Here is a 14,752-nt window from a genome sequence, read left to right as displayed (position 1 = left end):
GGCGCGCCGGCCTATCCCACCGCCCCCTTCGACCGCAGCTGCTTGATCGCCGCCTCGTCGTACCCCGCGCCGCGCAAGATCTCGTCACTGTGCTCGCCGACGGCGGGCGGCTTGCGCGGCTGCACCTTCCTGGCGCCATCGATCCAGATCGGGCTGCTGATGGTCAGCATGGTGTCGTTCTCGAACGGCACCAGCACCTCGTTGTCGAGCATCTGCTTGTCGTTTGGGATGTCGTCGAGAATGGCAACGACGCCGAACACGAGGCCGTTGCCGTCGAGGATCTGCCGCCATTCGGCGAGATCCCTGGTGGCGAAAGTGTCGTCCAGAATCTTGATCAGCTCGACCGAGCGGGCGTGACGGTCGGCCTTGGTGGCGAAGCGGGGATCATTGATCAAATCCTCGCGTCCGAGGCAGCGGGCCAGCGTCGGAAACTGCTTCTCCTCGCTCAGCAGCGACAGGATCAGCCAGCGGCCGTCCTTGCACTGGTAGTGGTTGGCGACCGCGTTCAGCGCGCGCTCGCGCGGCCGCCGCTCGCCGAACTTGGAGCCGCAGAGCTTTGCCTGTGCCAGCACGCTCGCCGCCCACACCCCGTTCGCCATCAAATTGGAGGCGACGTGCGAGCCCTTGCCGGTCTTCTCGCGCTGATAGAGCGCGGTGACGATGGCGCCGTAGAACGCCATGGCGCAGGGATGATCGCCCATGCCGGCGACCGAACGCGCCGGGGTGGTGTCGGTGTCGGCGCGCACGAGGTCCATCAGGCCCGACCGCGCCCAATAGGCATTGCTGTCGAAACCTGGCTTGTTGGCTTCTTCGCCCTTCTCGCCATAGCCGGTGAAGGAGGCGTAGATCAGCCGGTCGTTGAGATGGGCGAGATGGTCGTAGGTGATGCCGAGCTTGGCGCGCACCGGCGGCGGCATGTTGGTGATGAAGACGTCGGCCTCCGCCACCAGCTTGTAGAGCACGGCCTGCGCTTCGGTCTTGGAGAGGTCGAGCGCGATGCTCTTCTTGTTGCGGGCCTCCAGTAGCCAGGCGAAATTGTGTTCTCCGGTCGGATAGCCCGGCAGGTTCGGCAGATTGCGGTAGGGGTCTCCGGTGCCGGGCGGCTCGATCTTGATGATGTCGGCGCCGAAATCCGACAGCACGGTCGCGGCCGCGGGGGCTGCGATGAAGCTCGCGCAGTCCAGAACCTTCAGCCCCGCAAAAATGCCCTTGTCCATCGCGGCGTTGCTCCCTCGCTCTTGTCGTTTCCCGCACGCTGGAATTGGCGCGGGCTCATCATGGGAGCATTAGACCGATGTTTCCGCGGGATGCAACGGCGCCCGGCGCAGGGCCCATTGCGGTGGTCGGCGCGCGTCCGGTAGCCCGAATTCATCCCCGTCACCCTGAGGCGGCCGCTTCTTCAGCGGCCCTCGAAGGGCGACGGCCCGGCTGTATCCCGGCCGTACATCCTTCGAGGCTCCCGGCGCGATGAGTGGCATCGCGCCACTCGCACCTCAGGATGACGGAACTGCTATCGTGCGCTGATAAGAGGGCTCGGACGCCGTCTCACTCCTCACCCGCAAGCAACGCAGCATTGCCGCCCGCCGCGGCCGTGTTGATCGTCACGGTCTGCTCGGTCGCGAAGCGCGACAGATAGTGCGGGCCGCCGGCCTTCGGGCCGGTTCCGGACAGGCCGTTGCCGCCGAAGGGCTGCACGCCGACCACGGCGCCGATCATGTTGCGGTTGACGTAGATGTTGCCGACCTGGGCGCGGTCGATGATCGCCTCGATCGTGTCGTCGATGCGCGAGTGAACGCCGAGGGTCAGCCCGTAGCCGGTGCGCCCGATCGCCTGCAAGACGCGTTCGAGGTTCTCGGCGCGATAGCGCACGACATGGAGGATCGGGCCAAACACCTCCTCGGTGAGCTGGCCGGGCTCCCTGAGCTCGAAGATGTGCGGCGCGACGAAGCAGCCGTCCGGCGCGTGGCCTGCAAAGTGCAGCCGCGCCTCGCGCTTCATCCGCGCGATGTGCGCGTCGAGGCGCTGCTTGGCCTCCTCGTCGATCACCGGACCGACATGGGTTGCGATGTCCGAGGGATCGCCGATCTTCAGTTCGCGCGCGGCGCCCGCGATCATCTCGATCATGCGGTCGGCGACGTCCTCCTGCACGAACAACAGCCGCAGCGCCGAGCAGCGTTGGCCGGCTGAACGGAAGGCCGAGGTCACGACGTCGTCGGCGACCTGCTCGGGCAGCGCGGTGGCGTCCGCGATCATGGCGTTGATGCCGCCGGTCTCCGCGATCAGCGGCACGATCGGCCCGTCCTTGGCGGCGAGAGTCCGGTTGATCAAGCGTGCCACCTCGGTCGAGCCGGTGAAGACCACGCCCGCTATGTCAGCGTGCGCGGTCAGCACGGCCCCGGTGCGGCCATCGCCGGTGACGAAGTGCAGCGCGCTCTTCGGGATGCCCGCCTCGTGCAGCAGGGCCACGGCCTCGCGCGCGATGCGCGGCGTCTGCTCGGCGGGCTTTGCGACCACGCTGTTGCCGGCCATCAGCGCGGCCGTCACCTGTCCCAGGAAGATCGCCAGCGGAAAATTCCAGGGCGAGATCGCGACGAACGCGCCGCGGCCGCGCAGGGCGAGCGCGTTGCTCTCGCCGGTCGGGCCCGGCATGGCAGCCTCGACCCCGAACAGCTTGCGGCCCTGCGCGGCATAGTAGCGGCAGAAGTCGGCGGCCTCCCTCAGCTCCGACAGCGCGTCGTCAAGCGTCTTGCCGCCCTCGGCTTGCAGCAGCGCGATGAAGTGAGCGCCTCGGCTCTCCAGCAGATGCGCGGCCTGCTCCAACGCCGCCGCGCGCGCAGCTGCCGGTGTGCGGCTCCAGGCGACAAAGCCGGCGCGTGCCGCGGCGACCGCCGCATTGGCCTGATCCGCAGAGGCATCGGCGATCGCCTCGAGGCGGGCCGTCTCGGCCCTGACGTCGGTCAGCAACCGATCGAGCGCGGCACGTTCGCCGAATTCGATGCCGCGCGAATTGCGCCGGTCCGGCGCGAAGAGATCGCAGGGCAATGGGATCTTTGGATGGGCCGCCGCCTGCGGCCGGACGATGGCATCTGCCGGACGCTGCAACAGCGCCGACACCGGCACGCGATAGTCGGCGGCCTGCGCCACGAAGGAGGAGTTGGCGCCGTTCTCCAGGAGCCGCCGCACGAGATAGGCGAGCAGATCACGATGGCTGCCGACCGGCGCGTAGGTGCGGTAGGCGATGTCCGGGTGATCTTTTGCCAGTTGCTCATACAGCGCTTCGCCCATGCCATGCAGGCGCTGGAATTCGAAGCCGCCGCTGCCGGCGGCAAGCTCCAGCACGGTCGCGACCGTCAGCGCGTTGTGGGTGGCGAATTGCGGGAAGATGCGGGGCCGCAAGGCCAGCAGCTTCGTCGCGCAGGCGACGTAGTTCAGATCCGTCATCGCCTTGCGCGTGAACACGGGATAGCCGCCGAGCCCGCGCTCCTGCGCGCGCTTGATCTCGGTGTCCCAATAGGCGCCCTTGACCAGCCGCACCATCAGCTTGCGATCATGTGCGCGGGCAAGCGCATCGACATAGTCGATCACCGCGCCGGCGCGCTTCTGATAGGCCTGGATGGCCAGGCCAAATCCGTCCCAGCCTCCGAGCGAGGGGTCGGCGAGCGTCGCCGCGATCACGTCGAGCGACAGTTCCAGACGGTCGGCCTCTTCGGCGTCGACGGTGAAGTTGAGGTCATGGGCCTTGGCGCGCTGGGCGAGGTCCAGCAGCAGCGGCACCAGTTCGGCCACCACGCGGCCGCGGCTGATCGCCTCGAAGCGCGGATGCAGCGCCGAGAGCTTGACGGAGATGCCGGGCCGGTCGGGCAGGGGATGGTTGCCTGCCGCCTTGCCGATCGTTTCAATGGCGCTGGCATAGGCGTCGAAGTAGCGCTTCGCATCCGCCGCGGTGCGCGCGCCTTCGCCGAGCATGTCGAAGGAATAACGCGTCTTCTGGCTGGAGCGCGGCCGGCCCCGCTCCAGCGCCTGCTCGATGGTCTCGCCCAGCACGAAATGATTGCCCATCAGCCGCATCGCCTGGCGCGTGGCGGTACGCACGGCCGGTGCGCCGAGCCGCTTCACGAGCCGGCCGATGGTGCCGTCGGGCGTCTCGCCGGGCTGGATCACGCGCGCGGAGAGGCCGAGCGCCCAGGCCGAGGCGTTGACCAGGAACGCGGTGGACTTGGTCTCGTGGTGGATGAAGTCGCCTTCGCCGAGCTTGTCCTCGATGAACTGGTCGGCGGTGCGCGCGTCCGGCACGCGCAGCAGCGCCTCGGCCAGCACCATCAGCGCGAGCCCCTCTTTGGTCGAGAGCGCGAACTCCCGCAGCATGTCCTCGACCCCGCCGAGCCGGTCGTCACGCTTGCGGATCGCCTCGACCAGCCGCGTTGCGCTGCGGTCGATCCGCGCCTCCTGCGGCGGGGACAGCTGCGACGCCGGCAAGAGGCGCGCGGCGATCTCGGTGTCATCGGGTGCGTAAGGAGCGGAGAAGGGAGGCGGGGTGTTCGGCATGGCGTGTCCTGTGGCTGAATGACAGGATAAGGCCAACGTTACCGTAGTTCGATAGACAAATAAGCCGAATTGCCTTAGAAAATGAAGACATCTTGCAATTTTGTCAGATATAATATGGAACTTGATCGAATCGACCGCAGAATCCTCTCGATTCTCCAGGAAGATGGGCGCATCGCCAATGTCGAGCTCGCCGAGCGTATCGGGCTGTCGCCAACGTCGATCGGCGAACGGCTGAAGCGCTTGCAGCGCGAGGGCTTTGTCGAAGGCTATGGTGCGCGGCTCAACCCGCACCGGCTCGGACTTGGCCTGTTGGTGTTCGTAGAGGTGCTGCTCGACAAGACCACGCCCGACAATTTCGAGCGCTTTGCGCGCGCGGTGAAGCTCGCGCCTGAGGTACTGGAGTGTCACATGGTTGCCGGCGGCTTCGACTATCTTGTGAAAGCGCGGCTTGCGGACATGGCCGCCTATCGACGCTTTCTCGGCGAGACCCTGCTGTCGATGCCGGGCGTGCGCGAGACGCGGACCTATGCGGTGATGGAGGAGATCAAGCGCGACGCACCGTTGCCGGTAGGCTGACGACATGCCGTCGCGATTGTCATTGCTGTGGCGTGGACGAGCGGTCTTCCAAGGAAAAATAACTATCCCCGTGCAATCGCAACGCCTGTCGTCGACTGCACTGGCCGTCTTTTAAATTTCTTGGCCCGGCTCCCGGATTAGTCCAGGAGGCAGCAAATGCTGGCGGGCTTATACTTTGAGGTTTTCTGCGGAGGTCTTGCCCCGGTTTGCGATCTCTTCGTATTCCACCGTCTGTCCCTCGTTGAGGGTCGACAGACCGGCTTTCTGCACTGCCGAGATATGCACGAACACATCCTTGCCCCCCGACGCAGGCTGGATAAATCCATAACCCTTCGTCGGGTTGAACCACTTGACCGTACCTTTAGCCATCACGACTTCTCCGCGGGTCTTCCTCCGAGATCTCCGAACCGCCAGTCCCCGCCAACCGGCCGGTTCGGTCCTACAGGATACGCGGAATGTGGCAGGCTTGGTAGCTCAAACCACATCGGCATTTCGCTGAATTCCGCTCAACTTCGCGGCGTTTTTGCCGGTTTTGCCCGTTTCGCGGTCAAATGCCCGTACGCGTCCCGCATCCGTCAATACGTCGCAGCCAGATAGTCGACGATCTTGCCGACATCGGCATCGTCGATCGGCGCGCCATAGACCTTGATCATCTTGGTCACCTCGGCTTGCCAGAAGCCTTTCTTGTCCTTCATCGGCGGCTGCGTGGCGATGTAGTCGGACGAGTGGCAGGCGCTGCAATTGCCCTGCACGACCTCGAGATTGGGACCGGGCTTGAAGGCGGCGACCTCGTCGGGAGTCTTGTAATTGACCGGCGCGGCAAGTGCCGAACCCGCCACGGCGGCGAGGGCGAGCATCACGGCGAGGAGAACGGTGCGCTGCATGATCATTCTCCTTCAGGCGACCGTCACGCGGACGGTTTCGACGACGTTGCGCAGATAACCCGCCGGGTTCCAGCGCGGCGTGTCCGGCTGCGTCTCGCCGCCATTGCCGGTGGCGCGCACCTTGAGCTCATGGCTGCCGGCGGCGAGCTTCACCGGCAGCTTCCATTCGCGGAAGGCGTATTTGCCAAGGTCCTTGCCGAGCTTTGCGCGGGTCCAGGTCCTGCCGCCGTCGGTGGAGACCTGGACTTCCTTGATGCCCTTGCCGCCGTCGAAGGCGATGCCGCGCAGGGTCGTCGCTCCCGCTTTCAGCCTGGCGCCATCGGGGACGCTGGTAATGAAGGAGCGGATGGTGAAGCGGTTGATCGGGATGGTCGCCTTCGGCGCGGTGCCCGGCTCGACCGCGTTGTTGGGCGTATCGGGAATGCGATAGGCCGACTTCATCCAGAAGCCGTCATAGACGTTGTCGATGACGGTGATCTCGTTGAGGTGCTTGACCCAGTAGGTGCCGAAATAGCCGGGCACGATCAGGCGCAGCGGGAAGCCGTTGAGGAACGGCAGGTCCTCGCCGTTCATGCCATAGGCCAGCATCACCTCGCCGTCGGTGGCGTGATCGAGATCGAGCGCCTTGACGAAATCGGGCGTCTTGTCGCTGACCGGTCCGTCCATGCCGCCAAACGTCACCTGCTTGGCGCCACTCTGAACGCCGGCCATGTCCAGCACGGACTTCAGCGGCACGCCGCGCCAGCGCGCACAGCCCATCGCGCCGTTGGCGAGCTGGCCGCCGGCGACGCGCGGCTCGAAGTAACCGCGGCTGTTGCCGGAGCACTGCGCGACGGCGACGATCTCCGTCGCCTTCATCTTCCTGATGTCCTTCAGCGAAAGTTTCAGCGGCTTGTCGACCTTGCCCTTGACCTCGAGCGTGAACTTGTCGGGGTCGAGATCGTAAGGAAGGTCGGAGAGGTGATAGCGCACGAAGAACGCGTTATTGGGCGTGATCGGGCCGTCGTTGAACACGGCAAACGGCGTCTCGAGCTGCGGCGGCCGGCTGGTCAGGCCGATCATCGGTCGCTTCTGCGGATATTTCACCAGCGGTCGTTCGCCATTGGCGAAGGGCAGGGTGACGGTGTCGAGCGCCAGCGCCTTGGTGGAGTTCAGTGTAGCCGCAACGGCGGCAAGGCCCGCTCCTTTGAGCAGGTTGCGTCGGTCGAACATTCTGGTCTCCTCCCGGAGCTTTTCGTTGGAGCGCGGTCATCACCGCGATCCTGCGCTCATCTGTCGCAACGATCTGGATGATGTCAATTGGTGCTTTCGCAGCAAGCCCATGCCGCTGTGTTGCAGCGGGCCGGTGTTTACGCGGCGATGAGATTGAGCCCAAGCTGTAGCCGCGACGGTGGTGCACCTCTCCCGCTTGCGGGAGAGGTCGGCACGAAGTGCCGGGTGAGGGCTCTCTCCTCTAGAGGGCTGTCCCGTTGCGGAGACACCCTCTCCCCAACCCTCCCCCGCAAGCGGGGGAGGAGCGCACCGCCTCCGTGGCTTCGCCTTACGCCGCGACGCGCTCGCTTCGATCGACCAGCGCCGTCAACGTTCTTGCATCCGCCACGACGCGCACCGCCATCGGCTCGTCGCGGCCGCGGATTGCGGCCTCCTGCTGCGGCAGGGCGTCGTCGGCGAGGTCCGCGGTGCGGAGGATTTCCTCCGAGACGATCGCCTCGCAGGCCAGGGTCTTGGTCATGTCCTGCAGGCGGGCGGCGACGTTGACGGCATCGCCCAGCGCCGTGAAGACGATGTGATCGCGATAGCCGATGTCGCCAATGATGACCTCGCCGCCGTGGATGCCGATGCCGAAGCGGATCGGCTGGCGAAGATCGTGGCTCAGGAGCTCGTTGAGCTCGTCGATATGCGTGGCGATTCCGCCGGCGGCCTTCAGCGCCTGCCGGCACGCGGTTTGCGGGTCGGCCGACAGCCCGAACAGCGCCAGCATGCCGTCGCCGACGAACTGGTTCGGCAGGCCGCCATTCTCGATGACGGCCTGCGAGACCGCACCGAGGAAGCGGTTGACGATGAAGACCGTGTCGAACGGCAGCCGCTTCTCGGCAAGCTGCGTCGAGCCGCGCATGTCCACGAACAGGCTGACGAGATAGCGCTCCTGGCCGATGCTGGCGGGCGTCGAAGCCTGCGCGTTCGCGGAGACTGTGTGCGGTGTGAAGAGCTGGAAGAAGGAGAGGTCGGAGGTCGGCCGCAGCTGGCAGGCGAGCCTGATCGAGGGATCTGAGGTGCCGACGCGGGTGAGCACGAAGGCCTCGCGCTGCGACGGCTCGGGCAGGGCCTCATGATCGCCGATGATGCGGATGCGGCAGGTCGAGCAGCGCGCGCGGCCGCCGCAGACGCTGGCATGCGGCACGTTGTGGCGCAGGCTCGCTTCCAGCACGGAGAGGCCTTTTGGCACGCGCACCGTCTTGCCGTTGCCGTAGGACAGCGCGATCATGCCGCCGCGCCGCTCGCGCAACGCACGTGCGCCGCGTGCCGCCAGCGCCAGTCCCAGCAGACCGAAATAACCGATGGTGAGGCCGCCCGCGATGCGGTCGAGCATATTGCCTTCAGCGACCGTGCCGACCTGACGGCGGGTAAGGTTCTGGCTACGCCATTCTCCATCTTCGCTCTCGACGGCGACGCTGCGGCCGCCCTGATAGATGCCGAGCAGCGACAGCGTCGGGATCAGCACGGCGGCCGCGAGCAGATAGGGCGCCGCGCGCGTGAAGAACGGCTTCAGGCGAAGCCAGAAGAAAATGCCGATGCAGCCGTGCACCCAGGCAATGAGGAGCAGGATCGTCATCTGCCAAAGCCGGCCCGGCGCTGCGACGAAGAACAGATAGAGCTCCTGCGGATAGAGCTTCTGATGATCGTACAGCGTGTAGCCGAGCCGCACCCCGACCACGTGCCCCATGACCAGGGCGGGGATGCTCAGGCCCAGCACCAGCTGGAGCGGCTCGATCGTCCGCCAGCGGAACTGCCGGCGCTGATACAGGGCGTAGATGCCGAGGCCCATATGGGTGAGTGCAGCCGTGTAGAACACGATCGCGACGGGGAGGAACTGCCAGAACAGGGTATGATAGTAGACCCCGACCTCCATGGCATCCACCGAGATGTTGCCGAGCGCATGGTTGAGGAAATGGCTGACCACATAGGCGAACAGGATGATGCCGCAGATGAGCCGCAGCTGCCGCACGCCGGTGGCGCGGACGAGTTCGGGCATGTGTACGGGAGCGGTGGCCATGATTCGCTTGTATCAGTTCACCAGGGAGAACAGCCAGCGTAGCGTTTAATTCCTGATGTGGACAGGCCGCGGGATCACTTGCGCGGCAAGGAGCCACACACACCGCCGTTGTCCCGGACAAGCGCGCCCGGAGGCGCGTGCAGATCCGGGCCCCATAATCCCAGGGAGCGGTTTAGGGCCGGTTGGTAGCTACGAGCCATCACCGAACTCCGTCCTGTTGCCATGGGTCCCGGGTCTGCGCTTACGCTTGCCCGGGACGACAGCGGCGTTTTGCGGCGCTACCCCCCGCATTGACTCCCCCTCTCAGGTTGGCGAAAAGCGCGGCCGTGACGACAGCCCCTGACATCTCCGTGCCCCTCCGCGGCGCCGCGCGCCGGCCTCTCGTCTTGGCCGTTTTGATCATCGCCGCGATGACCGTGCTGCGCATCGTCTACGCCTCCGCGATCGAGCTGCGCACGGACGAGGCCTATTACTGGACCTGGTCAAAGGAAACGGCGCTCAGCTTTCTCGATCATCCCCCCGGCATCGCCTGGATGATCCGCCTCAGTACCGCGATCTTCGGCGACACTGCGCTCGGCGTCCGCTTCGGCGGCATCGTCGCCATGCTGGTGACACAGCTGCTGCTCGCCGACATCGTCCGCCGCCTCACCCATGATGCGCGCGCGATCATCTTCGCGGTGCTGATGCCGGAGGCCGCGCTCTATTACGGCCTGCTGATGGCCAAGGTCGCGCCCGATGTCGCGATGATTCCGTGTGCGATGGCGATGGTGTGGTCGCTGGTGCGGCTCGCACAGGGCGGCGACGGCCGCTGGTGGCTCGCGGCGGGCCTGTTCGCAGGCCTCTCGATGCTGTCGAAATTCACAGCGATCATGTTCGCACCGGCGGTTGCCGCCTTTCTGCTGGTGCCGGACTGGCGCTGGCGCTGGCTGCGGAGCCCTTACCCTTACCTCGCCGTGCTGGTTGCGATCGCCGCGTTCTCGCCGGTACTGATCTGGAATGCGCAGCACGACTGGGCCTCGTTCCGCTTCCAGGGCGTGCGCGCCACCGCCAATTACGGCATTTCGCTGCGGACGATCGGCGATTACATCGGCCTGCAATTCGGCCTGGTCGGCTTCGTCATGCTGCCGGTGGTTCTGACGGGCCTGGTGCTGACGGCGTGGCGCGGCTATCGCACGCGCGAGCCGGTCGCGATCCTGCTGTCGACCGCCGTGCTGGTGCCGTTTCTTTATTTCCTTGCGAAGTCGATGACGCTCCGGGTCGGCGACACCTGGCCGATGTTCATGTGGCCGGTCGGCTTCGCGGCTACCGCGGTGAACCTCGCAACGATGACAAAGGAGGGATGGTCGGCCCGGATGCTGGAATCGTCACTGTTCTGGGTCAGGACCGCAATCGTCTCGGGCATCGCCTTCGTCGTCATCGTGTTTCTCTATTACGTCGCCGCGCCCTGGAATTTCCTCGGCAAGAGCGATCCGATCGGCGCCGAGGCCGGCTACGAGCAGGTCGCCGCGCGCGCGCAGGCCGCGCTCGACGAGACCGGCGCGACCTGGATCGCGACGACGGACTACCGCACCTATGCCATGATGCGCTGGCTGTTCAGGGGCCGCGTGCCCGTGATCGAGATCAACGAGCGCGGCCGCTTCCAGGATTTTCGCGATCCCGGCATGGACAGGATCAGGGGACAGGCGGGCGTCTATGTCGGGCGTGCGCCGGACGATCGTTCGTCGCTGTGGCAGAACATCCCGGCCAGGCGCGAGCAGCTCGGCGACGTCGAACGCCGCTGGCGCGGCCTCGTGATGGACACCTATGTGCTCGAAAAGCTCACCGGCTGGACCCCGGAGCTGTCACCGCCGAAGGACTCGCCGCTGTTCCAGTGGAAGGTGCTGGCGGGGGAGTTTGAAGAGCGTGCGCTCGGATAGAGCGGCAGACTCCTCTTTCCCTTCTCCCCTTATGGGAGAAGGTGGCGCGAAGCGCCGGATGAGGGGTATCTCTCCACACGGCAAAAGCTGCGTACGCGGAGAGATACCCCTCACCCGCCTCGCCGCTTTGCGGCGAGCCACCCCACCAGGGGAGAGGGGACAGCGAGCGCGTGGCGAGAGGCTACTCTTCCCCATCTTTCTTCCGCAGCAAATCCGTCGCGAGGTCCGACAGCTTCGGCGGTGGCAGCGCGGCGAACGGCAATGGCCTCGTCACATCAATCGCCGCCAGCCCCAGCCGCGCCGTCAGCAATCCATTCAGCACGCCCTCGCCCAGCCGCTGCGACAGCTTCGCCGCGATGCCGTGGCCGAGCATCTGCTGCACCAGGCTGTCGCTCGCGGCCATGCCGCCGGTGATCGCGAGATGGGCGATGACGTGACGGAGCAGGCGGATCATGCCGAGCGCGCCAGGGCGGCCGCCATAGAGATAGGCAAGCTGGCGGATCAGGCGCAGCGCGGCGACGAACACGAACAGCACGTCGATCGCCGCGCGGGGCGAGACGGCTGTGACGATCGAGACCTTTTGCGCGGCTGACGACACCAGCCGCCGCGCCTCGGCATCCAGCGGCGACATCAGTTCGCGCTCGGCGAGCCGGATCATGTCGGCGCCGTCGATGATCTCGCCGGCATGGCTCTCCAGCGTGGCGCGGGCACGCGCGAGCTGCGGGTTCTGGTGCGCGATCTTCAGCAGGTCCTGCACGATGACGCGGCTCTCGGCGCGATCGTCACTGGCGAGCACGTCGGCGGCGCGCTGATGCAGCTTCTCGATTGTCGCGAGGCGCGCCAGTCCAAACGCCTCGCGTCCGATCACGACGGCAAGCGCCGACGCAGTGACGAGCGCAAAGGCAAGCCCGACGTAGCCGAGGCTCTCGCTGCGCGCGAACAAATCCTCGATCAGATGGACGACGCCGAGCCCGACCCCGAGCAGCGTCAACCCGGCGAGGCCGGACCAGAACAGCGCGCCCCAGGGAAAGCGGCGCCGCGCGGGAAGTGTGGCCTGAATCGGCACCGGCAGCGTCGATGGATCGCTCTCCGGCGTGATCTGGATGGTGCCGCGACCGAGCCGTCCCGTCTCGTCGGCCTCGGTGACGACGACGCCGGGATCGTCGAGCCGGAACGTCGCCGGCCGCCGCTGCTGGGATCGCTCCGTCATGACAGCTTGTCTCCGATCAGGAACTGCAGGGCACGGTCGAGGCGGATGTGTGGCAGTGCGGGCTCGTCGTTGCCCTCGCGTTCGAGCTTGGGCGGGCGGAAGCGCAGGAAGCGGAAGTCGCTTGTCTCGGCCGCCTCCGTCGAGAGCCCGCGGAATGCATCCGTGTCGTTGAACAGCGGCTCGGGATCGACGGGCAGATCCCCCGGAAAGGTCGCGACTTCCGTGTTGCCGTCGAAGAACTCGCCGCCGGCGCTTTCACCTGCGGCCGGTGTTCCCAGGATCGACGGCAATTTGTCGCGGCCACGGGACACCTGCGCCTCGCGCGTGGCGCGGACGGCGGCGAGTGCAACGACGTCGATCGCCGCACCGGTATTTTCCGCGCGTGCGACGGCGCCCGCAACGGCGCGGCGCAGCACGGCCTCGAGCCGGTCGTGGCTGGAATGATGCAGATGGTCCGCCTTGGTCGCCGCAAACAGGATGCGGTCGATGCGCGGCCGGAACAGGCTGGAGAGCAAGGTGCTGCGGCCGATGTTGAAGCAGCCGAGAATGCCGGCAAGCGCGGCTTCGAGATCGTGCAGCGCCTCGGGCCCGGAGTTGAATGCGGCCAGCGCGTCCGCCAGCACGATCTGGCGATCGAGCCGCGCAAAATGATCGCGGAAGAACGGCCGCACCACGACATCCTTGTAGGCCTCGTAGCGCCGCACCATCATCGCCCAGAGCGAGCCGTCGGGCGCCTGTCCGCCAGCGGGCAGATCGAGCGGCGCGAAGGTCAGCGCGGGGGAGCCTGCGAGGTTGCCGGGCATCAGGAAGCGGCCCGGCGGCAACAGGCTCATCGCGAACCGCTCCTCGCGGCACGCGCGCAGATAGTCGGTGAAGAGCTTTGCGGCCGTCAGCGTCGCCTGCTCGTCCTCGCGCGCCTCGGGCTTGAGCGTTGCGAGATGCGCATGCCAGTCCGCCGCGAGATGTGCCCGGGGTGTCTCACGCGACAGCGCCAGGCTTTCCGCCGACCATTGCTCATAGCTTTTCTGGAGCAGAGGCAGATCGAGCAGCCATTCGCCGGGATAGTCGACGATGTCGAGCGTCAACATGCGGTCCGCGCCGTTCGGGCGCTGGTACTCGATCACGAGCCTGAGCTCGCTGATGTCGACGGTGGAGTTCGGCCAGCGCCGTTCCTCGACCAGCGCGCGCAGGTGGTTCTCATAGGCAAAGCGCGGCACGGCGTCGTCCGGCTGTGGCGCCAGATGCGCCCGCGCGATGCGGCCGGAGGCATAGGCTTCGAACACCGGAAACCGGCCGCCGCGCGTCAGTCCGTGGATCAGGGCGGTGATGAATACGGTCTTACCCGCCCGTGACAGCCCGGTGACGCCGAGCCGCACCGTCGGGTTGAAGAAGTGCTCGCCATAGTCGATCAGCGCCCTTGCCGACAGCCGCGCCTCTTCGACCATATCCTGGAAACTGAATGCCATATGAACGTTAGAGGATCCGGGGCGGAAGGAATGTGCGGCCGTTCACAAAAGTGGCAATTGCATAAGGAAAATCAAGCTCCATACTTCCACCGCCTTTGTCGGCCAGTCAGCCGTTTGAACGACGTGCCGATCCCGAAACACCCATACCAGAGGACAATTGCCTCACGTTAGCGGATTGCCCATGACCGTCTTCCAATTGAAAGAGTTCGCATCCAGCTCCGTCCACGCCGCAGCCGACATGGTCGGCTGGCATTACGACCGTGCCGAGCTGATCGCCGATGGTGTCATCCACGCGATCGGCGTCTTCGCCGGTATCGTCGCCGCGACCGTGCTGGTGGTGCTGACGGCGATCTATGCCGATGCGACCGACGTCGTCGGCGTCTCGATCTACGTCGCCGGCCTGCTCTCGATGCTGGTGCTGTCGGCGACCTATAATCTCTGGCCGGTCTCGCCGGCCAAATGGCTGCTGCGCCGGTTCGACCATTCGGCGATCTATCTGCTGATCGCGGCGACCTACACGCCGTTCATCCTGGAGGTGAAGGACAGCGTGTTCGCGCTGGTGCTGCTCGCCGGGGTCTGGTGCGTGGCAATCCTCGGCATCGTGTTGAAGCTTCTCTATCCCGGCCGGTTCGACCGCGTCTCGGTCGGCATCTACCTCGCGATGGGCTGGAGCGGCATGATGCTCTACGACGCCGTGGTCAGGGCATTGCCCGCGCTGGTGCTGGGCTTCATCGTTGCGGGCGGCCTGCTCTACAGCTTCGGCGTGATCTTCCACGCCTGGCGGCGTCTGCGCTTCCAGAATGCGATCTGGCACGGCTTTGTCTTGGCTGGCGCGGCATGCCATTATACCGCGGTGCTCGACCTCGTGTTGAGCTGAGCGA

General features: G+C 66.1%; 11 protein-coding genes. 3 read left to right on the top strand and 8 right to left on the bottom strand.

What is annotated here, in order from left to right:
• Positions 1 to 11: 11 nt before the first annotated feature.
• Positions 12 to 1,217, bottom strand: a complete 1,206-nt coding sequence (locus tag AC1RQP_RS24975; RefSeq protein WP_492938936.1) for a CaiB/BaiF CoA transferase family protein — start codon at positions 1,215 to 1,217, stop codon at positions 12 to 14.
• 328 nt (positions 1,218 to 1,545) lie between these two features.
• Positions 1,546 to 4,545 carry a bifunctional proline dehydrogenase/L-glutamate gamma-semialdehyde dehydrogenase PutA gene (gene putA / locus AC1RQP_RS24970; RefSeq protein ID WP_492938934.1) on the bottom strand — a complete coding sequence of 1,000 codons (3,000 nt, stop codon included), beginning with the start codon at positions 4,543 to 4,545 and terminating at the stop codon, positions 1,546 to 1,548.
• A gap of 114 nt (positions 4,546 to 4,659) precedes the next feature.
• On the opposite strand from putA, the gene AC1RQP_RS24965 reads away from it, so the two are divergent.
• On the top strand, positions 4,660 to 5,121 hold the full coding sequence (locus AC1RQP_RS24965) for an Lrp/AsnC ligand binding domain-containing protein (protein ID WP_028182007.1): 462 nt from the start codon (positions 4,660 to 4,662) through the stop codon (positions 5,119 to 5,121).
• Positions 5,122 to 5,289: 168 nt separating this feature from the next.
• Here AC1RQP_RS24965 and AC1RQP_RS24960 read toward each other — a convergent pair whose 3' ends face one another.
• The 4 genes from AC1RQP_RS24960 to AC1RQP_RS24945 form a co-directional block, all read right to left on the bottom strand.
• Entirely contained in the window at positions 5,290 to 5,490 is a 201-nt protein-coding gene (locus AC1RQP_RS24960) for a cold-shock protein (protein WP_008563500.1), read from the bottom strand.
• A gap of 206 nt (positions 5,491 to 5,696) precedes the next feature.
• Positions 5,697 to 6,005, bottom strand: a complete 309-nt coding sequence (gene sorB / locus AC1RQP_RS24955; RefSeq protein WP_239621533.1) for a SorB family sulfite dehydrogenase c-type cytochrome subunit — start codon at positions 6,003 to 6,005, stop codon at positions 5,697 to 5,699.
• 12 nt (positions 6,006 to 6,017) lie between these two features.
• Positions 6,018 to 7,217 carry a SorA family sulfite dehydrogenase catalytic subunit gene (sorA, locus tag AC1RQP_RS24950; RefSeq protein ID WP_239621534.1) on the bottom strand — a complete coding sequence of 400 codons (1,200 nt, stop codon included), beginning with the start codon at positions 7,215 to 7,217 and terminating at the stop codon, positions 6,018 to 6,020.
• A gap of 328 nt (positions 7,218 to 7,545) precedes the next feature.
• Positions 7,546 to 9,279 (bottom strand): adenylate/guanylate cyclase domain-containing protein, encoded by a 1,734-nt coding sequence (locus tag AC1RQP_RS24945; RefSeq protein ID WP_492938931.1) that lies wholly within the window; start codon positions 9,277 to 9,279, stop codon positions 7,546 to 7,548.
• Positions 9,280 to 9,689: 410 nt separating this feature from the next.
• On the opposite strand from AC1RQP_RS24945, the gene AC1RQP_RS24940 reads away from it, so the two are divergent.
• A complete protein-coding gene (locus tag AC1RQP_RS24940; protein WP_492939270.1) occupies positions 9,690 to 11,195 on the top strand; it encodes a glycosyltransferase family 39 protein in 1,506 nt (501 codons plus the stop codon).
• Between the two features lie 181 nt (positions 11,196 to 11,376).
• On the opposite strand, the gene AC1RQP_RS24935 is transcribed toward AC1RQP_RS24940, so the two are convergent.
• Together AC1RQP_RS24935 and AC1RQP_RS24930 are read right to left on the bottom strand one after the other, a co-directional pair.
• On the bottom strand, positions 11,377 to 12,405 hold the full coding sequence (locus AC1RQP_RS24935) for a YcjF family protein (protein WP_239621536.1): 1,029 nt from the start codon (positions 12,403 to 12,405) through the stop codon (positions 11,377 to 11,379).
• On the bottom strand, positions 12,402 to 13,871 hold the full coding sequence (locus tag AC1RQP_RS24930) for a YcjX family GTP-binding protein (RefSeq protein WP_239621537.1): 1,470 nt from the start codon (positions 13,869 to 13,871) through the stop codon (positions 12,402 to 12,404). Before AC1RQP_RS24930 ends, AC1RQP_RS24935 begins: the two co-directional genes overlap by 4 nt.
• Before the next feature lie 181 nt (positions 13,872 to 14,052).
• On the opposite strand from AC1RQP_RS24930, the gene trhA reads away from it, so the two are divergent.
• A complete protein-coding gene (gene trhA / locus AC1RQP_RS24925) occupies positions 14,053 to 14,748 on the top strand; it encodes a PAQR family membrane homeostasis protein TrhA (RefSeq protein ID WP_239621538.1) in 696 nt (231 codons plus the stop codon).
• Positions 14,749 to 14,752: the final 4 nt, after the last annotated feature.

It is taken from the genome of Bradyrhizobium sp. GW821-FHT13H06, from assembly GCF_058803975.1.
The sequence above is the reverse complement of the archived record's forward strand: the minus strand, read 5'-3'. Positions and strand labels throughout refer to the sequence as shown.

Excerpts from the sequence above, each read along its gene's own strand:
- AC1RQP_RS24975 (WP_492938936.1), bottom strand. The coding sequence starts at position 1,217 with ATGGACAAGGGCATTTTTGCGGGGCTGAAGGTTCTGGACTGCGCGAGC.
- putA (WP_492938934.1), bottom strand. The coding sequence starts at position 4,545 with ATGCCGAACACCCCGCCTCCCTTCTCCGCTCCTTACGCACCCGATGAC.
- AC1RQP_RS24965 (WP_028182007.1), top strand. The coding sequence starts at position 4,660 with ATGGAACTTGATCGAATCGACCGCAGAATCCTCTCGATTCTCCAGGAA.
- AC1RQP_RS24960 (WP_008563500.1), bottom strand. The coding sequence starts at position 5,490 with ATGGCTAAAGGTACGGTCAAGTGGTTCAACCCGACGAAGGGTTATGGA.
- sorB (WP_239621533.1), bottom strand. The coding sequence starts at position 6,005 with ATGCAGCGCACCGTTCTCCTCGCCGTGATGCTCGCCCTCGCCGCCGTG.
- sorA (WP_239621534.1), bottom strand. The coding sequence starts at position 7,217 with ATGTTCGACCGACGCAACCTGCTCAAAGGAGCGGGCCTTGCCGCCGTT.
- AC1RQP_RS24945 (WP_492938931.1), bottom strand. The coding sequence starts at position 9,279 with ATGGCCACCGCTCCCGTACACATGCCCGAACTCGTCCGCGCCACCGGC.
- AC1RQP_RS24940 (WP_492939270.1), top strand. The coding sequence starts at position 9,690 with ATGACCGTGCTGCGCATCGTCTACGCCTCCGCGATCGAGCTGCGCACG.
- AC1RQP_RS24935 (WP_239621536.1), bottom strand. The coding sequence starts at position 12,405 with ATGACGGAGCGATCCCAGCAGCGGCGGCCGGCGACGTTCCGGCTCGAC.
- AC1RQP_RS24930 (WP_239621537.1), bottom strand. The coding sequence starts at position 13,871 with ATGGCATTCAGTTTCCAGGATATGGTCGAAGAGGCGCGGCTGTCGGCA.
- trhA (WP_239621538.1), top strand. The coding sequence starts at position 14,053 with ATGACCGTCTTCCAATTGAAAGAGTTCGCATCCAGCTCCGTCCACGCC.